4 protein-coding genes are annotated in these 17,405 nt (G+C 75.4%); all 4 read right to left on the reverse strand.

Annotated elements, in window-relative coordinates:
- Nucleotides 1–11: 11 nt before the first annotated feature.
- Nucleotides 12–1,241 (reverse strand): cytochrome P450, encoded by a 1,230-nt coding sequence (locus tag ACIF9R_RS20960; RefSeq protein WP_399982106.1) that lies wholly within the window; start codon nt 1,239–1,241, stop codon nt 12–14.
- Nucleotides 1,238–8,782: an amino acid adenylation domain-containing protein gene (locus ACIF9R_RS20965; RefSeq protein ID WP_399982109.1), complete on the reverse strand. Its 7,545-nt coding sequence runs from the start codon at nt 8,780–8,782 to the stop codon at nt 1,238–1,240. The genes ACIF9R_RS20960 and ACIF9R_RS20965 overlap by 4 nt, the downstream gene beginning before the upstream one ends.
- A 108-nt stretch (nt 8,783–8,890) precedes the next feature.
- Nucleotides 8,891–15,187, reverse strand: a complete 6,297-nt coding sequence (locus ACIF9R_RS20970; protein ID WP_399982112.1) for an amino acid adenylation domain-containing protein — start codon at nt 15,185–15,187, stop codon at nt 8,891–8,893.
- A 790-nt stretch (nt 15,188–15,977) separates the two neighbouring features.
- Nucleotides 15,978–17,222 (reverse strand): MFS transporter, encoded by a 1,245-nt coding sequence (locus tag ACIF9R_RS20975; RefSeq protein WP_399982115.1) that lies wholly within the window; start codon nt 17,220–17,222, stop codon nt 15,978–15,980.
- Nucleotides 17,223–17,405: the final 183 nt, after the last annotated feature.

Genomic DNA, 17,405 nt, shown 5'->3' on the forward strand with positions numbered 1-17,405 from the left:
CCGGGGCCCGGTCAGTAGCGGACGGGCAGGGCGGTGAGGCCCCTGTTGAGCAGGGAGGGCTGCCAGGCCGGGTGGCCGGGGTCGGTGAGGGTCAGGCCGGGCCGGTCGCACACCAGGGTGCGGACGGCGGTCACGGCGACCAGGCGGGCCAGGGCGGCGCCGATGCAGAAGTGGGCGCCGAAGCCGAAGCCGAGGTGGGTGGCGCCGGAGCGGTGGACGTCGAACCGGCCGGGGTCGGGGAAGCGGGCCGGGTCGCGGTTGGCGGCGGCGGTGACGAGGAAGATCCGGTCCCCGGCGCGCAGGGTGCGGCCGTCGAGGTCGAGGTCGCGGGCGGCGGTGCGGATGGACATCTTCGACGGGCCGTCCAGGCGCAGGGTCTCCTCCACCGCCCCCTGGGCCAGTTCGGGTTCGGCCCGGACCGCGGCCAGCTGGTCGGGGCGGGTGTGCAGGGCCAGGACGGTGTTGGCGATGAGGTTGCTGGTGGTCTCCCCGCCGGCGAACGCCATCTGGGTGAGCATCCCGGTGAACTCCTCCTCGCTGACCGAGTCGCCGACCCGGCCCTCCCGGAGGACCTGGCTGATCAGGTCGTCGCCCGGTGCGGAGCGGCGTCGTGCGACGAGGGCGCCGAGGTAGTCGTCGAGGCTCACCAGCGCCTGGAGGGAGGCCCGGTACTCGCTCTCCTCCTGGGCGGTGCCGAGGACGAGGTCGGCGACCCGGGTGTTCCAGTACCAGAAGGAGGGTCCGTCGGTGGGCGGGATGCCGAGCCAGCGGGCGAACACCAGGGCGGGCAGCGGTTTGGCGATGTCGGCCAGGAGATCGCCGGTGCGGCCGGGAGCCGCCTTGCGGGCGAGGACGGCCCGGGTCGCCTTCTCGGTGAAGGCGCGGTAGCGGGCGACGGCACGGGCGGCGAACGCCTCCTGGAAGACCTGGCGGAGCCTGCGGTGCTGGGGCGGGTCGTTGAAGACCATCCAGCGCGAGAGGATCCCGAAGGCCCGTTCGGCGTCCTCGCGGGCGCCCTGCGGGACGGCGTCCATCAGGGGCCGCACCCGGTCGGCGGAGACCGCGGGGTCGCGCAGGCAGCGCATCACCTGGTCGTAGCCGGTGACGAGCCAGGCGTGGTGCAGCGGGCTCCAGTGGACGGGCGCGTGGTCCCGCAGGGCGTCGAGGTGGCCGTAGGGGTCGGCGATCATGTCCGGGGAGAGCAGGTAGCGCTCGGTGAGGACGGGGGCGTCGGTGGTCATCGGGTCTCTCCCGTCGCGGTGCGCACGGTGGCGGCGTCGGTCCCGGCAGTCCCGATGATCGCGGCGGTCTCGGCGGTCCCCGTGGTCCCGGCGGTCCCCGTGGTCCCGGCGGTCCCGTCGGTCGCGTCGGTCCTGTCAGTCGGGTCGGTCCCCGGGGTCCCGGCGGTCCCGTCGGTCGCGTCGGTCCTGTCAGTCGGGTCGGTCCCCGGGGTCCCGGCGGTCCCGTCGGTCGCGTCGGTCCTGTCAGTCGGGTCGGTCCCCGGGGTGCCCGGGGTGCCCGGGGTGTCGATGCCGGTCAGCAGGCCGGCGATACCGCGCACCCGGGGCTCGGCCATCATCGACATGTGGTCGCCGTCGCTGATGTGCAGCGTGAGGCCGTCGCCGACCACCTCCCGCCAGCGGGCGACGTAGGTGTCGTAGTCGACGTCCAGGCCGGGCATGGTGCGGCCGCGCGGCAGTCCGGCGGCCTCGCTGCCGACCACCAGGTGCACATGGCCGGGGTACGGGCGGACCTCGTACGCGGCGAGGGCGGCGAGCAGCGAGTGCCACACCTCGATCGGGGCGCCCTCGACCAGGGCCGCCTCGGACGGGCTCATGCCGGCTCCCAGCAGGGTGGCGGTGAGTTCGGCGCCGGCCCGGTCGCGCTGCGGGGAGGGCGGCAGGCCGCGCAGCCGGTCCCGCATGCGCAGGGCCTCGCGCAGGTCGCGGGTGACGCCCAGGAGGCGGTCCCGGGCGGCGGTGTTGGGCAGATAGGGCTCGATGAGGACCAGCGGGGCGACGGTGTGTCCGGCCCGGTGGAGCTGGGTGGCCATCTCCAGGGCGATGTTGGCGCCCATGGACCAGCCGAGCAGGGCGTGCGGGCCGCTGCCGCCGCGTTCGGTGATCTCGGCGACGTAGTTGGCGGCGATGCCGGTCACGGTGCTCGGGTCGGTGCCGCCGAGCAGGCCGCGCGCCTGGAAGGCGTGCACGGGGCGGCCGGAGGGCAGGGCGCGGGCGAGGGGGACGAACCAGGCGGCGCTGCCGCCGGTGGGGTGCACGCACCACAGGGGTTCACCGGTGCCCTCGCGCAGCCGTACCTCGGAGGTGACGGCGGCGGGCAGGTCCTCGCCCGCCGCGCGGACGGCGTGCCGGGCGAGCCGGGCGAGGGTGGGGTGTTCGATCAGGTCACCGACGGAGACCGGCAGGCCGCGCGCGGCGGCCATGAGGGAGACGCGGACCGTGGACAGGGAGCTGCCGCCGATGCGGAAGAAGTCGTCGTGGACGCCGATCCGGGACAGGCCGAGAACCTCGCGCCAGATCTCGGCGAGGATCTTCTCGGCGGCGCCGGAGGGGGCGACGTACGCGGTGTCCGTGCGGTCGAGTTCGGCCGGCGGCAGGGGCAGCGCCCGCTTGTCGGTCTTGCCGCTGCGGTTGACGGGCATCTCGTCGAGGACGACGAACCGCGCCGGCACCATGTAGCCGGGCAGGGAGGCCCGCAGGGCGCCGCGCAGTTCCTCAGGGGCGGGCGGCCGCGCCCCGGAGACGACGAGGTAGGCGACGAGGGCCGGTTCGCCGGGCAGGTCGGTGCGGTGCAGGACCACCGCCTGCCGGACGTCCGGGAGTTGCCGCAGGGCGTGCTCGATCTCGCCCAGCTCGATGCGGAATCCGCGCAGTTTGACCTGGGAGTCGCGGCGGCCCAGCCATTCCACGGAGCCGTCGGGCCGGTGGGTGCCGAGGTCGCCGGTGCGGCACAGTCGGTCGCCGGGGGCGCCGTACGGGTCGGGGACGTAGGTGGCGGCGGTCAGGGCGGGCCGGCCCAGGTAGCCGCGGCCGACGGCGTCGCCGCCGAGGTGGATCTCGCCGGGGGCTCCGGCCGGGACCGGCTGGAGGTCCTCGTCCAGGACGTGGACGCGGGTGTTGCGCATCGGGGTGCCGACGGGCGGGCGGCCCTGGCCGGGCTCCAGTTCGGCGGCGAGGGACCACACGGAGGTCTCGGTGAGGCCGTAGACGTTCTGGAAGCGCCGGCCGCGCGACCACAGGTCGGCGAGTTCGGCGGGGCAGGCCTCGCCTGCCACCTGGAGCACCTTCAGGTCGGGGAAGGTGTCCTCGCCGAGGACGGCGAGGGCGCTGGGCGGCAGCATGGCGGCGGTGACGTGCCCCTCGCGCAGGGTGCGCGCGAGGTCGGCGCCCGGGCGCAGGGCGTCGGCGGGAGCGGTGACCAGGCAGCCGCCGTTGGAGAGGGACCAGGTCAGTTCCAGGATGGAGGCGTCGAAGCCGAACGAGGCGAACTGCAGGACGCGGTCCTCGGGGGTGGGGTCCACCAGGTCGCGCTGTCCCTCGAGCATGTTGGACAGGCCGCGGTGCGGGATGGCGACGCCCTTGGGGGTGCCGGTGGAGCCCGAGGTGTAGATGATGTAGGCGAGGGTGTCGGCGTCGGCCTCCGGGCCGCCCGGCGCGGGCGGCTGGTGTCCGGCGGGGGCGTCGAGGTGGACGACGGGGCCGTCGAACGGCACCGTGCCGGCCAGCGGCCGCTGGGTCAGCAGGACCCGCATGCCGCTGTCGCGCGCCATGAACGCGAGCCGTTCGGTGGGGTGTCGCGGGTCCAGCGGCAGGAACGCGCCTCCGGAGCGCAGCACGCCGACGGCGGCGCGCACCAGGTCCGGGCCGCGTTCGGCGCAGATGCCGACCACCGTCTCGGGTCCGACGCCGAGCCGTCGCAGCCGTCGGGCCAACTGCTCGGCCTGCTCGTTCAGTTCGGCGTACGTGAGCCGTTGCCCGAGGTGTTCGACGGCGGTGGCGTCCGGGGTGCGGGCGGCGTGGCCGGCGATGTGCTCGTGCAGGAGCAGCGGGGAGGACGGGACGACGGGACCGCGGGCCCACGCTCCGAGGGCGGTGGCGCGGGCGGCGCCGGTGAGGGCGGGCCGGGTGACGCGCTCGTCGGGGCCGGCGGTCATGGCCTCCAGCTGGGCGCAGTACACGTCGGCCAGTTGCTCGGCGGTGGCGGGGGCGACGTACGCCGGGTCGGCGTCCAGGGTGAAGGCGTTGACACTGGCGTTGACCAGCAGCGGGAACATGGTGCGGGCGATCTCCAGGGAGTCGTCCCAGGAGTCGTGGGAGAGGCGGTGGAAGTTGACGTAGTTGAAGACGGCGTCGGTCAGCCGCGGTTCGGTGGGCCTCAGTTCGGCGATGCGGACCAGGGGGACCCTGCGGTGCGGCAGCATGCCCTGCTCGGCCCGGAAGACGTCCCGCAGATAGGCGAGCCAGGTGCCGCGCGGGCGGGCCACCCCGAACGGCACGGTGTTGAGGAACAGCCCACGCATCCGGTCGGCACCGGGCACTTCGGGGCGGCCGTTGGTGACCAGGCCGATGCTGTGGCCGAGCGCGTCGTCGTCGCGGCCGGCGAACAGGCTCATGGTGTGGTGGAAGGCGGCGATGAGCACGGTGCGGCGCGGCACGCCCGCTTCCCTGGCGAGCCGGCCGATGCGTTCGGCGAGGTGGGCGTAGGAGCGGCGGACCTCGTGGACCGGCGGGTGGTCCTGCGCGGCGTCGGTGCGGCGGCGAAAGGTGACCGGACGCAGCTCGGCGAGCCGGTCGCGCCAGTACGCCAGTGACTCCTCGCTCCGGGACGCTGCGCGTTCCAGGGCGACGTACTCGGCGAACGGCGGCGCGTTCGGCGGCTGCGGGGCGGTGCGGTGGGCGACGGCCTCCCGGTGCAGGGCGAGCAGGTCGGCGACGAGGGAGGTCAGGCTCCAGCCGTCCAGGACGATGTGGCAGTCGGTGAGGACGAGCCGCAGGTCGTGGTCGGTGATGTGGTGCAGGTGGATGCGGACCAGAGGGGCGGCGGCGAGGTCGAAGCGGCGGTCGAACTCCTCGTCGACGAAGCGGCGCAGCCGGGCCCGCTGCTCCTCGCGCGGCAGGTGGCGCAGGTCGGTGTAGCCGACGGGGAGACGGGCGGTGCGGTGGACGAGCTGGAGGGGTTCGCGGTAGGAGACGAGGTCGACGGAGGTGCGCAGGATGGGGTGGCCGGCGACCACCGCGTCCACGGCTGCCTGGAAGGCGTCGAGGTCGAAGCCCTCGGGGACGGTGATCTTGAGGTCGGTGACGTTGTGGTAGGCGCCGCGCCGGGGATCGGCGAGCATCTCGTGCAGCATGCCCGCCTGGAGCATGGTGAGCGGGTAGGCGTCGGCGAGGTGGTCCGGCAGGCGGCCGGCGTCGGCGGGGTCCAGCTGGGAGAACGGAGCGACGGGCTCGGGGGCGTCGACCGCGTCGGTGACGAGCGCGGCCAGGTCGGCCAGGGTGCGGGCGCGGAAGACGTCGGCGACGGTGAAGGCGAGCCCGGCGAGGCGGCCCAGTCCGACCAGGCGCAGGGCGAGGATGGAGTCGCCGCCGAGGTCGAAGAAGTTGTCGGTGCGGCCGATGTGTTCGGTGCCGAGGACCTGGCTCCACACCCCGGCCAGGGTCCGCTCGACCGGGCCCTCGGCGGGCACGTGGGCGCGGTGTCCGGCGGCTCGGGCGTCCACGGCGGTCAGCGCGGCGCGGTCCACCTTGCCGTTGGCGGTCAGCGGCAGCCGCTCGTGCCGGACGAACAGGGCCGGGACCATGTAGTCGGGCAGGCTCAGCCGCAGTCCCTCGCGCAGGGCGGGCGGGTCGAGGGGGCGGGCCTCGGGCGTGACGACGTGGGCGACCAGCCGGGCCGTGCCGCCGTCGGCGCGGGCCACCACGGCGGCGTCCCGGACGCCGGGCAGGGCGCGCAGCGCGGTCTCGATCTCGCCGGGCTCGATCCGGTACCCGCGGATCTTCACCTGGTGGTCGGCGCGGCCCACGTAGGCCAGCCGGCCGTCGGGCAGCACGCGCACCAGGTCGCCGGTGCGGTACATGCGGGCGTTGGGGGCGCCGAAGGGGTTCTCCACGAAGCGTTCGGCGGTCAGTTCGGGCCGGCCCCGGTAGCCGCGGGCGACGCCGCCGCCGGAGACGTACAACTCGCCGACGGTGCCGGGCGGGACGAGCCGGCCCCAGCGGTCGAGGACGTATCCGTGTTGTCCGGCCAGTGGCCGGCCGATCGGCGAGCGGACCGTGCCGCGGACGTCGTCCTCGGTCACGGTGTGGATCGTGACGTGCACGCAGGTCTCGGTGATGCCGTACATGTTCACCAGGGCGGGACGGCGCCCGGGGGTGGTGAACCAGTCGTGGTAGTCACGTACGTCGAAGGCGTCGCCGCCGAAGACCACCGTACGCAGGGCCAGGTCGTCGAAGCCGGCTCCGGCGTCCTCGAGGTGGGCGCGCAGGCCCTTGAAGGCGGCGGGGGTCTGGCTGAGGACGGTGACGCGTTCCTCGCGCAGCACGCGGTGCACCGCCGCCGGGTCGCGCACCTCGTCCGCGCCGAGCACGACGACGCGTCCGCCGCCGGTGAGCGGCGCCCACAGTTCCCACACGGAGAAGTCGAAGGCGGGTGAGTGGGTCAGCGTCCACACGTCGGCGGGGCCGAAGTCGAAGTGGTGGTCGGCGGCGGCGAGCAGCCAGGCCAGGTTGGCGTGGGTGACCTCCACGCCCTTGGGCCGGCCGGTGGAGCCGGAGGTGTAGATGACGTAGGCGAGGTCGTCGGGGGCCGGCCGGATGTCGCCGTCGTCGTCCGGGGTGGGCTCCGGGCCGGAGCCGTCGAGCAGGACGAGCCGGGCGGGCAGGGTGTCCACGGCGGTGCGCGTGGCGGTGTCGGTGACGATCCAGTCGATGCCCGCGTCGGTGACGGTGAACTCGCGCCGGGCCCGCGGGTGGGAGGGGTCGAGCGGGAGGTAGGCGGCGCCGGCCCGCCAGATGCCGAGCAGGGCGACCGCCAGGTCGGGGGTGCGGTCGAGGCAGACGCCGACGAGTGAGCCGCGGGCCACCCCGGCCGCGCGGAGCCGCCGCGCCAGCGCGGAGGCGCGGGCGTCGAGCCGGGCGTAGGTCAGGGAGCGGCCGGAGCCGCTGACGGCGACGGCGTGCGGGGTGCGGGCCGCGTGCCCGGCGAACCGGTCGGGCGCGGTGCGCGGGCGGGGAGCGACGGCGGCGTCGGCGTCGGCGTTCGCGGGGCCGTCGGCACCGAGGAGGTGGCCGCGTTCGGCGGGGGTGAGCGGGTCGATGCCGCTGAGCGGGGTGTCGGGGGTGGCGCAGAAGGCTTCGAGCAGGGTGACGGTGTGCCGGGCGAGGGCGGCGACCGTGGCCTCCTCGAAGAGGTCGGGCCGGTAGACGAAGGCCAGCTCGGTGCGGTCGTCGCCGTCCCGCAGGTCCAGGGTGAGGTCGAACTTGGCGGTGGTCAGGCCGATCGGGAACGGCGCTGCGCCCGCCCCGCCGAGGGAGAAGCCCGGCGCGCCGGCGCCGGACTGCGTGTAGAGCACCTGCACGAGCGGGTTGCGGGCGAGGTCGCGGTCGGGGCTGAGCACGTCGACGACCCGCTCGAACGGCAGGGACTGGTGCTGGAAGTCCTCCAGGACCCGTTCCCGGGTACGGGCGAGCAGGGTGGCGGGGCTCGGGTCGTCGGAGAGGTCGCCGCGCAGTACGAGGGTGTTCACGAAGAAGCCGACGAGCTGCTCGGTCTCGACCCGGTCCCGGTTGGCCACGACGGTGCCGACGGCGACGTCGTGCTGACCGGTGTGGAAGGAGAGTGCCGCCTGGAACGCGGCCAGCACGGTCATGTAGGGGGTGGTGCCGGCACGGCGGCCCAGTGCGGCGAGCTCGCCGGTGAGGGCGGGCGGAAGGGTGAGGCGGTGCACGGCCCCCCGCCCGGACGGGGTCTCGGGGTGGGGGTGGTCGGCGGGCAGCTCCAGCGGGGTGAGCCCGGCCAGGCGGGCGCGCCAGTGCTCCAGTGCGGCGGACTGGTCGCTCTCGCGCTGCCAGATCGCGTAGTCGGTGTAGTCCAGCGGGAGTTCGGGCAGTTCCGCGGCGCGTCCGCGCGTCGCGGCGCGGTACAGCTCGGCCAGGTCGCGGACGAGGAGGTCGAGGGACCACCCGTCGGAGACGATGTGGTGCATGCCCAGGACCAGGACGTGCTCCTCCGCGGCGGCGCGTACGAGGGTGGCACGGAAGGCCGGTTCGCGGGCGAGGTCGAAGGGGCGCAGGGCGGCCGCGTGCACGGCGGCGGCCAGCCGCCGTTCGCGCTCCTGGGTGTCCTCGCCGGTCACCTCGGTCACGTCGAGGACCGTGCTGCCCGCGGGCAGCACCCGCTGGTGGGGGACGCCCTCGTGCTCGGGGAAGATCACGCGCAGCTGCTCGTGCCGGGCGGCCAGGCCGGCGACGGCCTCGGTGAGGGCCGGCACGTCCAGCGGGCCGGTCAGGCGCCACGCGGCGGGGAGCAGGTAGGTCGGCGCGCCGGGGTCGAGCCGGTCCAGGAAGTACAGGCGCTGCTGGGCCGCGGACAGCGGGACGCGTTCCGGGCGCGGCCGGACCCGGGCCGGGCCGGCGTCCCGGGCGGCGGCCAGGCCGCGCAGCCGCTGTTCCAGCAGGCGCCGGGCGGCCGGGGTGAGGGTGCCGCCGGTGGTGAGGGTGCCGCCGGTGGTGACGGGGCCGGGACGCACGTCGGGTGTGGTCATGGGGGCGCTCCGATCTCGGTTCTGGTGAAGGAGGAAGTCGGTGGGGCCGCGGGCGCCGGGCCGTGGTCCGCCGTCCCGGCGATCGCGGTGGCCGCCGTGGTCCGGGCGTCAGAGGTCGGCCGTGAGGGACAGGTCGATCTCGTCGTCGCTCATCTGTGAGATGAGCTCCAGCAGGCGCCGCTCCACCTCGGCGGCGAGCCGCTCGACGGTGGGGTGCTCGAACAGGTCGCGGACCTGGAGCGGGCAGTCGAAGGCGGTCCGCAGCCGGGAGGCGACCGCGACCGCGCGCAGGGAGTGGCCGCCCAGGGCGAAGAAGTCGTCGTGGACGCCGACCTTCGGCAGATCGAGCACCTCGCACCAGATCTGCGCCACGACCGTTTCGGCCGGGGTGCGCGGTGCGACACCGGCGGGCGGGGCGGACGCCGCGGGCTCGGGCAGTGCGGCGGTGTCCAGCTTGCCCTGCACGGTCAGGGGCAGGGCGTCCAGGAGCACGAACGCGGCCGGGACGAGGTAGTGGGGCAGACGGGCCCGGCAGTGGGTGCGCAGGGACTCCTCGGACAGTCCGGCGCCCGCGGCGTAACCGACGAGGGCCGTCTCACCGCCCAGGGTGCGCACCACAACGGCCGCGCCGCGCACCCCGGGGTGCGCGCGCAACACCGCTTCGGCCTCGCCCGGTTCGACGCGGAAGCCGCGGATCTTGACCTGGTCGTCGTCGCGGCCGAGGAAGTCCAGTTCCCCGTCGGGCAGTCGGCGTACGACGTCGCCGGTGCGGTAGAGGCGGCCGCCGGGCGCGCCGAACGGGTCGGGGACGAACCGTTCGGCGGTGAGGGCGGGCCGGCCCAGGTAGCCGCGGGCCATCTCCGGTCCGCCGAGGAGGAGTTCGCCGGGGACGCCGACCGGTACGGGTTCGCCGAGCGGGTCGGTCACGTAGGCGCGGCGGCTGCCCAGGGGCCGGCCGATGGGCACCCGGCCGGCCGGGGCCGTGGTGACGGTGTGCGCGGTGGCGGAGATCACCGTCTCGGTGGGGCCGTAGGTGTTGACCACGGGTACGGCGGGCAGGCGGGCGAACCAGTGCGTCAGGGGGTCGGCGGGCAGCGCCTCTCCCCCGGTCACCAGCAGCCGCAGGGTGGCCAGGCGCGGGGCCAGCGTGTCGAGGCGGGCCACCAGTTCCGTCCAGTACGAGGGGGTCAGCTCCATGACCGTCACCCGCTCGGCGGCGACGTACGCGGCCAGTTCCTCCGGCGTCCAGATCTCGTCGGGGCGCACCAGCACTGTCGCCCCGGTGCTCAGCGCGGGCAGGATCTGCTCGAGGGAGGCGTCGAAGGACGTGGAGGCGAAGGTGAGTACCCGGTCCCGTGCGGTCAGCCCGAACGTCTCGCGGGCGGCGGCGACATGGGCGTCCAGGGCGTGGTGCTCGACGCCGACGGCCTTGGGGCGGCCGGTGGAGCCGGAGGTGAAGATGACGTAGGCGAGGTCGTCGCGGAGGGGGGCGCGGCGGGGCCCGGCGGGGTCGGGGAGGACGTCGCCGACGTCGACCGCGCGGATGCCGAGGGCGGCGGCGCGGTCCCGGGTGCCCGCGTCGCACACCAGGTGCCGTACCGCGGCCTCCTCGCACATGTACCGCAACCGCTCCTCGGGCAGCCGGGGGTCGAGCGGGACGTGGACACCGCCCGCCCGCCAGACGGCGAGCATCGCCGCCACGGACCAGACGCCGCGGCCGACGCACACGCCCACGGCGTCGCCGGGGACCGTGCCCGCGCGGACCAGGGCCGTGGCCAGCCCGCCGGTGAGGGCGTCCAGGCGGGCGCGGTCGAGGGTCGTGTCCCCGCAGATGACGGCCGGGGCGTCCGGCGCGCCCCGCACCTCGAACGGCGGCGCGGGTTCCGCGTCCCGTCCGGCGTCCGCGACAAGGTGCCGCCGCTCGTCCGCCGAGAGCAGGGCGGCCTCGTCGGCGCGGGCCGCGGGGTCGGCCAGCAGCGCCTCGAGCACGCGGCCGACGTGGTGGGCGAACCGGGTCGCGGTGTCCGGGTCGAACAGGTCGGCGGCGTACTCGACGTTGAGCGCGAACCGGTCCGGCCCGATCACGAAGGTGGCGGTCAGGTCGAACTTGGCGGACCCCCAGGGGAGGGCGAAGTCGGCCGTCCGGAGACCGGGCAGGCCGGTGCCGGCCGTGGCGGACTCCTGGACGTCGACCATGGCCTGGAACAGCGGGTTGCGGGACAGGTCGCGCTCGGGCCGCAGCCGCTCCACGATCTGCTCGAACGGCACGTCCTGGTGGTCGAAGGCACCGAGGACGACCTCGCGCACCCGGTCCACGAGGGCGCTGAAGGAGGGCCGCCCGGACAGGTCGGTGCGCAGGACGACGGTGTTGACGAAGAAGCCGATCAGCGGCTCCAGTTCGAGCCGTCCGCGTCCGGCGACGGGCGTGCCCACGCAGAGGTCGGTCTGCCCGCTCCAGCGGGCCAGCACCGTCTGCGCGGCGGCCAGCAGCACCATGAAGCGGGTCGCGCCGCGCTCGCGTGCGAGGGCGTCGGCGCGGTCGACGAGTGCCCGGGGCAGGTCGATCTCGACGGCGCCGCCCCGGCCGGTGAAGGCGGGGGGCCGCGGCCGGTCCGTGGGCAGTTCCAGCACCGGGGCGCCCGTGAGGATCCGTTCCCAGTAGGCGAGTTGCGGTTCCAGGGCGCCGCTGTCGGCGCGCTCGCGCTGCCACACGGCGTAGTCGCCGTACTGCACGGGCAGGGGGTCGGACGGGGCGCGCCCGCCCGCGAGGCGGGCCGCGTAGTGCCGGCCGAGCTCGTCCAGGAGTACGCCCTTGGACCAGCCGTCCGTGACGGCGTGGTGGAAGGCGAGCAGGACGACGTGGTCGTCGTCGGCCAGCTCCCACACGCCGGCCCGCAGCAGCGGCGGCCGGTCGAGGTCGAAGCGGTGGGTGGCGTGCGCCGCGGCCAGGCCCCGTACGGCCGCCAGGCGGCCCTGCTCGTCCGCGGCCCGCGGCGCCCGCTCCCAGAGCAGGGGCACCGGCCCCGGGTCGCAGACCTGCTGCACGGGGCGGCCGTCGATCTCGACGAGGGCCGTGCGCAGCACCTCGTGCCGCTCGGCCAGGTCGTCCAGGGCCGCCTGCCACGCGGCACGGTCCAGGCCTCCGCGTATCCGCCAGCAGTACCACAGCAGGTACGACTCGCCGTGGTCGGAGGTCCGGTCCAGGAACCACAGGCGTTCCTGCGCGAAGGACAGCGGCAGCGGCCTGGCGCGGTCGACGGGGACGACGTCGGCGGCGCCGCCGGCACGTGCGGCGGCGACCCGCGGGGCGAAACCGCGGACGGTGGGGTGCTCGAAGACGGTGCGCAGCTCGATCTCACGGCCGAGTCGCTGGGCGATCCGGGAGACCGCCATGGTCGCGAGCAGGGAGTGGCCGCCGAGGTCGAAGAAGCCGTCGTCGATGCCGATCCGGTCCAGGCCGAGGACGTCGGCCCACACCTCGGCGACGATCCGCTCGGTCTCGTCGCGGGGCGCGGTGTACGCCGGGTCGTCGGTGGGGCGGGTGTGCGCGGGGTCGGGCAGGGCGGAGCGGTCGAGCTTGCCGGACACGCCGACCGGGAGTGCGTCCAGGACGACGAACTCGGACGGTACGGCGTAGTGCGGCAGGTAACGGGCGCACCAGGCGCGCAGTTCGGCCCGGCCGGGTGCGGCGGGCGCGTCCGGGGCGGGTACGACGTAGCCGGTGAGGGAGCGTCCGGTGGCCCGGTCGGGACGTGCGGCTGCGGCGGCGACCAGCGGGCAGGCCCGCAGCACCGTCTCCACTTCGCCGAGTTCGATCCGGAAGCCGCGGATCTTGACCTGGTCGTCGCGGCGGCCGAGGAACTCCAGCTCGCCGCCGGGCGTCCAGCGCACGAGGTCGCCGGTGCGGTAGAGGCGGCCGCCGGGCGGCCCGTAGGGGTCGGGCACGAAGCGCTCGGCGGTCGGCGCGGGGCGCCCGAGATAGCCGCGGGCCAGTTCCGTGCCGCCGATGAGCAGTTCGCCTCCGACGCCGACCGGGACCGGCTCGCCGTCGGCGTCGACGACGTACACGCGGCGGTCGCCCAGGGGACGGCCGATGGGCACCGTGTCCCCCGGCGGGCCGTCGGCGTCGTGGGTGGTGGCGGTGACCGTGGTCTCGGTGGGCCCGTAGGCGTTGCAGACCCGCGCTCCGGGGACGGCGGCCCGCCAGGCGGCGAGGGTGTCGGCCGGGACGGCCTCCCCGCCGAGGACGAGCAGCCGCAGGGAGCCCAGGGCGGCGGCCAGCCGCCGGTCGAGGGAGAGCGTGAGTTCCGACCAGTAGGTGGGCGGCACGTTGACGACGGTCAGGCCGTACCGCTGGACGATCTCGGGCACCTGCGTGGGCAGCCAGGGCTCGTCGGGGCGCATGACGACGGTGGCGCCGCAGGTGAGGGCGGGCAGCACCTGGTCGAGGGAGGCGTCGAAGGAGAAGGAGGCGAAGGCCAGTACCCGGTCCGCGGACGTGATCTTGAAGCGCCGCCGGGCTGCGGCGACGTGGGAGGCGAGGGCACCGTGCTCGACGCCGACCGCCTTGGGGCGGCCGGTGGAGCCGGAGGTGAAGATGACATGGGCCAGTTCGCGGGGGTGGGGCCGGTGGCGGGGCGCGTCCGCGGCCGGCGGGAGCGCGGCGACGTCCACGGTGACCGGCGCGAGCGGTGCGGCGAGGCCGGCGGTGGCGGTTTCGGTGACCACGCAGGTCAGCCGGGCCTCCTCGGCCATGTACCGCAGCCGCTCGGCGGGCAGTTCCGGGTCGAGGGGCACGTAGGCGCCCCCCGCCCGCCAGACGCCCTCTATGGCGGCGACCGCCCATGGGCCACGGCGCAGCAGCACGCCCACGGGATCGCCTGCGGTGACCCCGTGGTCGCGCAGCGCGGCGGCCAGCTCACCGGTCATGGTGTCGAGCCCGGCGTAGCTGACGCTGTCCTCGCCGCAGCGCAGCGCGGTGGCGCCGGGATCGCCGTGGAAGGCGACCGGCGGCGCCGGCTCCGCCGGGCGGTCGGGTGCCCGGTGCCAGCCGGGCCGGGGGCGGCCGCGGCCGCCGGGACCGTCGGACAGGGCACGCAGCAGGTCCCGCACGGGAGCGTCGGGGTCGGCCAGGACGGCCCTGAGCAGGGCCGTGTAGGAGCGGGCGAAGGCGCGCATGGTGGTGGCGTCGAAGAGCGCGGTGGCGTACTGGAGGACCGCGGCGATGCTGCCGTCGGTGCGCAGGGTCAGGTCCAGGAAGACGTCCAGCGGGGTCTCGGTGAGCGGCGGCTCGACCAGCGTCACCTCCAGACCGGGCATCCGTACCGGCCGGATCGGCGCGTTGAGCAGGGTGAAGGAGGCCTGGGCGAGCGGGTGCCGGGACAGGTCCCGGGTGTGGCCGAGGGCGGCGACGACCAGGTCGAAGGGGGCCTCGGCGTGGGCGAGGTCCACCGGTACGCGCCCCTGCGCCCGGTCCAGCAGGGCGCCGAAACCGGGCCTGCCCGTCAGGTCGGCGCGGAGCACGACGGTGTTGACGAGGGGGCCGATGAGCGCGTCGGCGCCGCGCCTGGCCCGGTCCGCGAGTGTGCTGCACACGGCGACGTCGTCGCGGCCGCCCGCCCAGTGTCCGAGGAGGGCCTGATAGGCGGTGAGCAGGAGGGTGTACCGGGTGACGCGCCGGGAGCGGGCGAGGGCGTCGACCGCGGTGACCAGGTCGGCCGGCAGGTCGAAGCGGATCACGTCGCCTGAGCCGTCCCAGACCCTCGGACGCGGCCGGTCGGTGGGCAGGTCGAGCGGGGTGAGGCCGCGCAGCCGTTCCCGCCAGTGGCCCAGGAGGCGCTCCAGCCGCTCGCCGCTCAGCCGTTCGGACTGTGCCCGGGCGAAGTCGGCGTGGCGCAGGACGGGCGGGGCCACCTGCTCGCCCCGGTAGCCGGCGGCGAGTTCGTCCAGCAGGACGCCCCATGACCAGCCGTCCACGGCGATGTGGTGCACCTCGACGAGCAGCAGGTGCTCGTCGGGCGCGACGCGGGCGAGGACGGCCCGCAGCGGGTGCTGCGCGGACAGGTCGACGGGGCGTCCCAGGCGGCGCGCGAACAGGTCGTCCGGCCCGTCCGCCTCGACCCGCTCCAGTTCGACGCGCGGGGACGGGTCGACCACCGGTACCGGCTCACCGCCGACGGCGCGGAACCGGGTGCGCAGCACCTCCTGCCGCGCCACGATTGCGGACAGCGACCGCTCCAGCCGGTCCGCGTCCAGCGAGCCCCGCAGGCGCAGGACCAGCGGAAGCATGGACCCGGTGGAAGACCCGGCCAGCTGGTCCAGGAACCACAGGCGGCGCTGCGCGAAGGATGCCGCGCCGGGGTCGACGTCGTTCGGAGCCTTGTCGTGGGCCGGTCCTGCTGTCACTGGGAGCCTCCAAGCGGTGTTTCGCAGCAGACTGCCGCCGGTGGCTCGTGGCCCATAGGGAAGAAGACGCAGCACCGCCGGCAGACCCTGCGCGGCCGTGGAGGCGGGCGCGGCATCCGGTCCCGCGGGCCGGGACGCGAGGGATCCGTCCTGCGGACGATACGGACGCGGGGCGCGTCGCGCGGGAGGGGGCCGTGCGGTGATGCGCGGCGGCAGCCGATGGCGTCCCGCCAGGTGGTGCAGCCGATCAACGGACCGGAACTCGCAGGTCACGCCGCGTACGTCGACCGGCTGGGGCACTCCCGACGCCTGACCGGGCCACTTCGCGCGCCGCGCCGATGTGGAGATCATCGCGAGCCGGGTACCGGAGGGTGAAGCGCCTGATCGCTTGCACCACCTCGCGGGACGCGACCAGCGGCCAGGGGGCCGTGCTCGTGGCGCTCCACCTGGCCGGTCAGGCGCTGCGCTCCTCAGGGTGGACGCCTCTCGGACGCCCGCCGGAAGGGGCACTTCGTCCTGGCCGCAATCCGCGGCACGGCCGTCAGCCGGGACGGTGCGTCCAACGGGCTGACCGCGCCGAGCGTGGCCGTCGTCGTGCCCTCGAAGGCGATCGGCCCGACGAGGACGCCCCCGTCCGGTCCGTGTCAGCGGTCCGACGGCCGTGACCGGCGGCACGGCCGTCTGGCTGCCACCGCCCACTGCACCTTGGGCAGCGGCGACGGCCGCCGGGTCCGGCATCGCGGTCGCTGGTGCCGATGAGGCGGTGCGGGGCGGCGGATCGGGGTCCGGGTCAGGAGGCCGGATCCTGTGCGGGGGCGGCCTCGGGCCTCCGCTCCCCCGCGTGTCCGTGCTCACGGTGCGGGGCGGAGGCGGTGACGACCTTGGAGGCTCGCGCGTCCCGGTCGAGGTACCCGCCGGTCACGGCGAGGCCGAGGCCGACCACGGCCAGGGCGGCGCCCACCAGGGTGGGCGAGGACCAGCCCCAGCCGGCCGCGATGACCAGGCCGCCCAGCCAGGCACCGCCCGCGTTGGCCAGGTTGAACGCCGAGTGGTTCGAGGCCGCCGCCATGGTCGGGGCCTCGTGCGCCTTGGTCATCAGCAGCATCTGCACGGGGGTGGTGATGAGCGCGCTCAGTGCGCCGACCACGGTGATGACGACGAGCGCGGGCACCAGGTGGCCGATCGTGAAGTGCAGCGTCACCAGCGCCGCGGCGAGCAGCGCGAAGCCTCCGTAGAGCGTCGGGCGCAGCGCCCGGTCGGTGAGCGGGCCCGCGACGAGGGTGCCGAGCGTCATTCCTACGCCGAACAGCGCGAGGACCAGGGTGGTGGAGGAGTCCGAGATGCCCGTGAGATGGGTCAGCATGGGCACCAGATAGCTGTAGACGGCGAAGTAGCCGCCGAATCCGACGACCGCCGTGATCAGGCCGATCACCACCTGCGTGTTCTTCATCGCACGCAGCTCGTGCAGGATGCCCGACTGCGCGCCGCGGGGCTGGTGCGGGACGAGCAGCACCAGGGCGGCGAAGGCCAGGACGCCGATGGCGGCCACCGCCGCGTACGCGTACCGCCAGCCGAGTTGCTGACCGAGGGCGGTTCCGGCGGGGACACCGACGATGTTGGCGACGGTGAGGCCGAGGAACATGGTCGAGACCGCGCGAGCCGCCCGGTCGGGTGCCACCAGCCTGGAGGCGACCACGGCGCCCACACCGAACAGCGCCCCGTGGGGAAGGCCCGCGAGGACGCGCGCCGCGAAGAGCAGGGCGAAGTTCGGGGCGAGCGCGGAGGCGACGTTCCCGACGACGAAGAGGGCCGAGAGGATCAGCAGCAGCCGCTTGTGCGGTACGCGGGCGCCCATGCCGGTCAGCAGCGGCGCGCCGACCACCACGCCCAGTGCGTACCCGGAGACAACGTTGCCCGCCTGCGGGACGGACACCGCCATGCCGTCGGCGATCTGAGGCAGGAGGCCCATGCTGACGAACTCGGTCGTGCCGATGCCGAACGCGACGACGGCCAGGGCGAACAAAGCCAGGGGCATGGCGGAGGGGAGCCTTCTGAGTAGCGGCCGGAGGTGAGGGCGCACCGGTGCGGCACCGCCCCACGGTGTGTCCGGTGCGGCGGCGCCTGGTCGGTCCGGGCGGATCCGCGCCGGTCCTCGTCGTCCGAGCTCCGTCACCGCGGGACCAGCCTGCCAGACCCCCCTCGGTGCGGATCGGTCGGC

Origin of the sequence: Streptomyces sp. NPDC086080, from assembly GCF_044540255.1 — a bacterium.
In the GTDB taxonomy this organism is placed as follows: domain Bacteria; phylum Actinomycetota; class Actinomycetes; order Streptomycetales; family Streptomycetaceae; genus Streptomyces.

Excerpts from the sequence above, each read along its gene's own strand:
- ACIF9R_RS20960 (WP_399982106.1), bottom strand. The coding sequence starts at position 1,241 with ATGACCACCGACGCCCCCGTCCTCACCGAGCGCTACCTGCTCTCCCCG.
- ACIF9R_RS20965 (WP_399982109.1), bottom strand. The coding sequence starts at position 8,782 with ATGACCACACCCGACGTGCGTCCCGGCCCCGTCACCACCGGCGGCACC.
- ACIF9R_RS20975 (WP_399982115.1), bottom strand. The coding sequence starts at position 17,222 with ATGCCCCTGGCTTTGTTCGCCCTGGCCGTCGTCGCGTTCGGCATCGGC.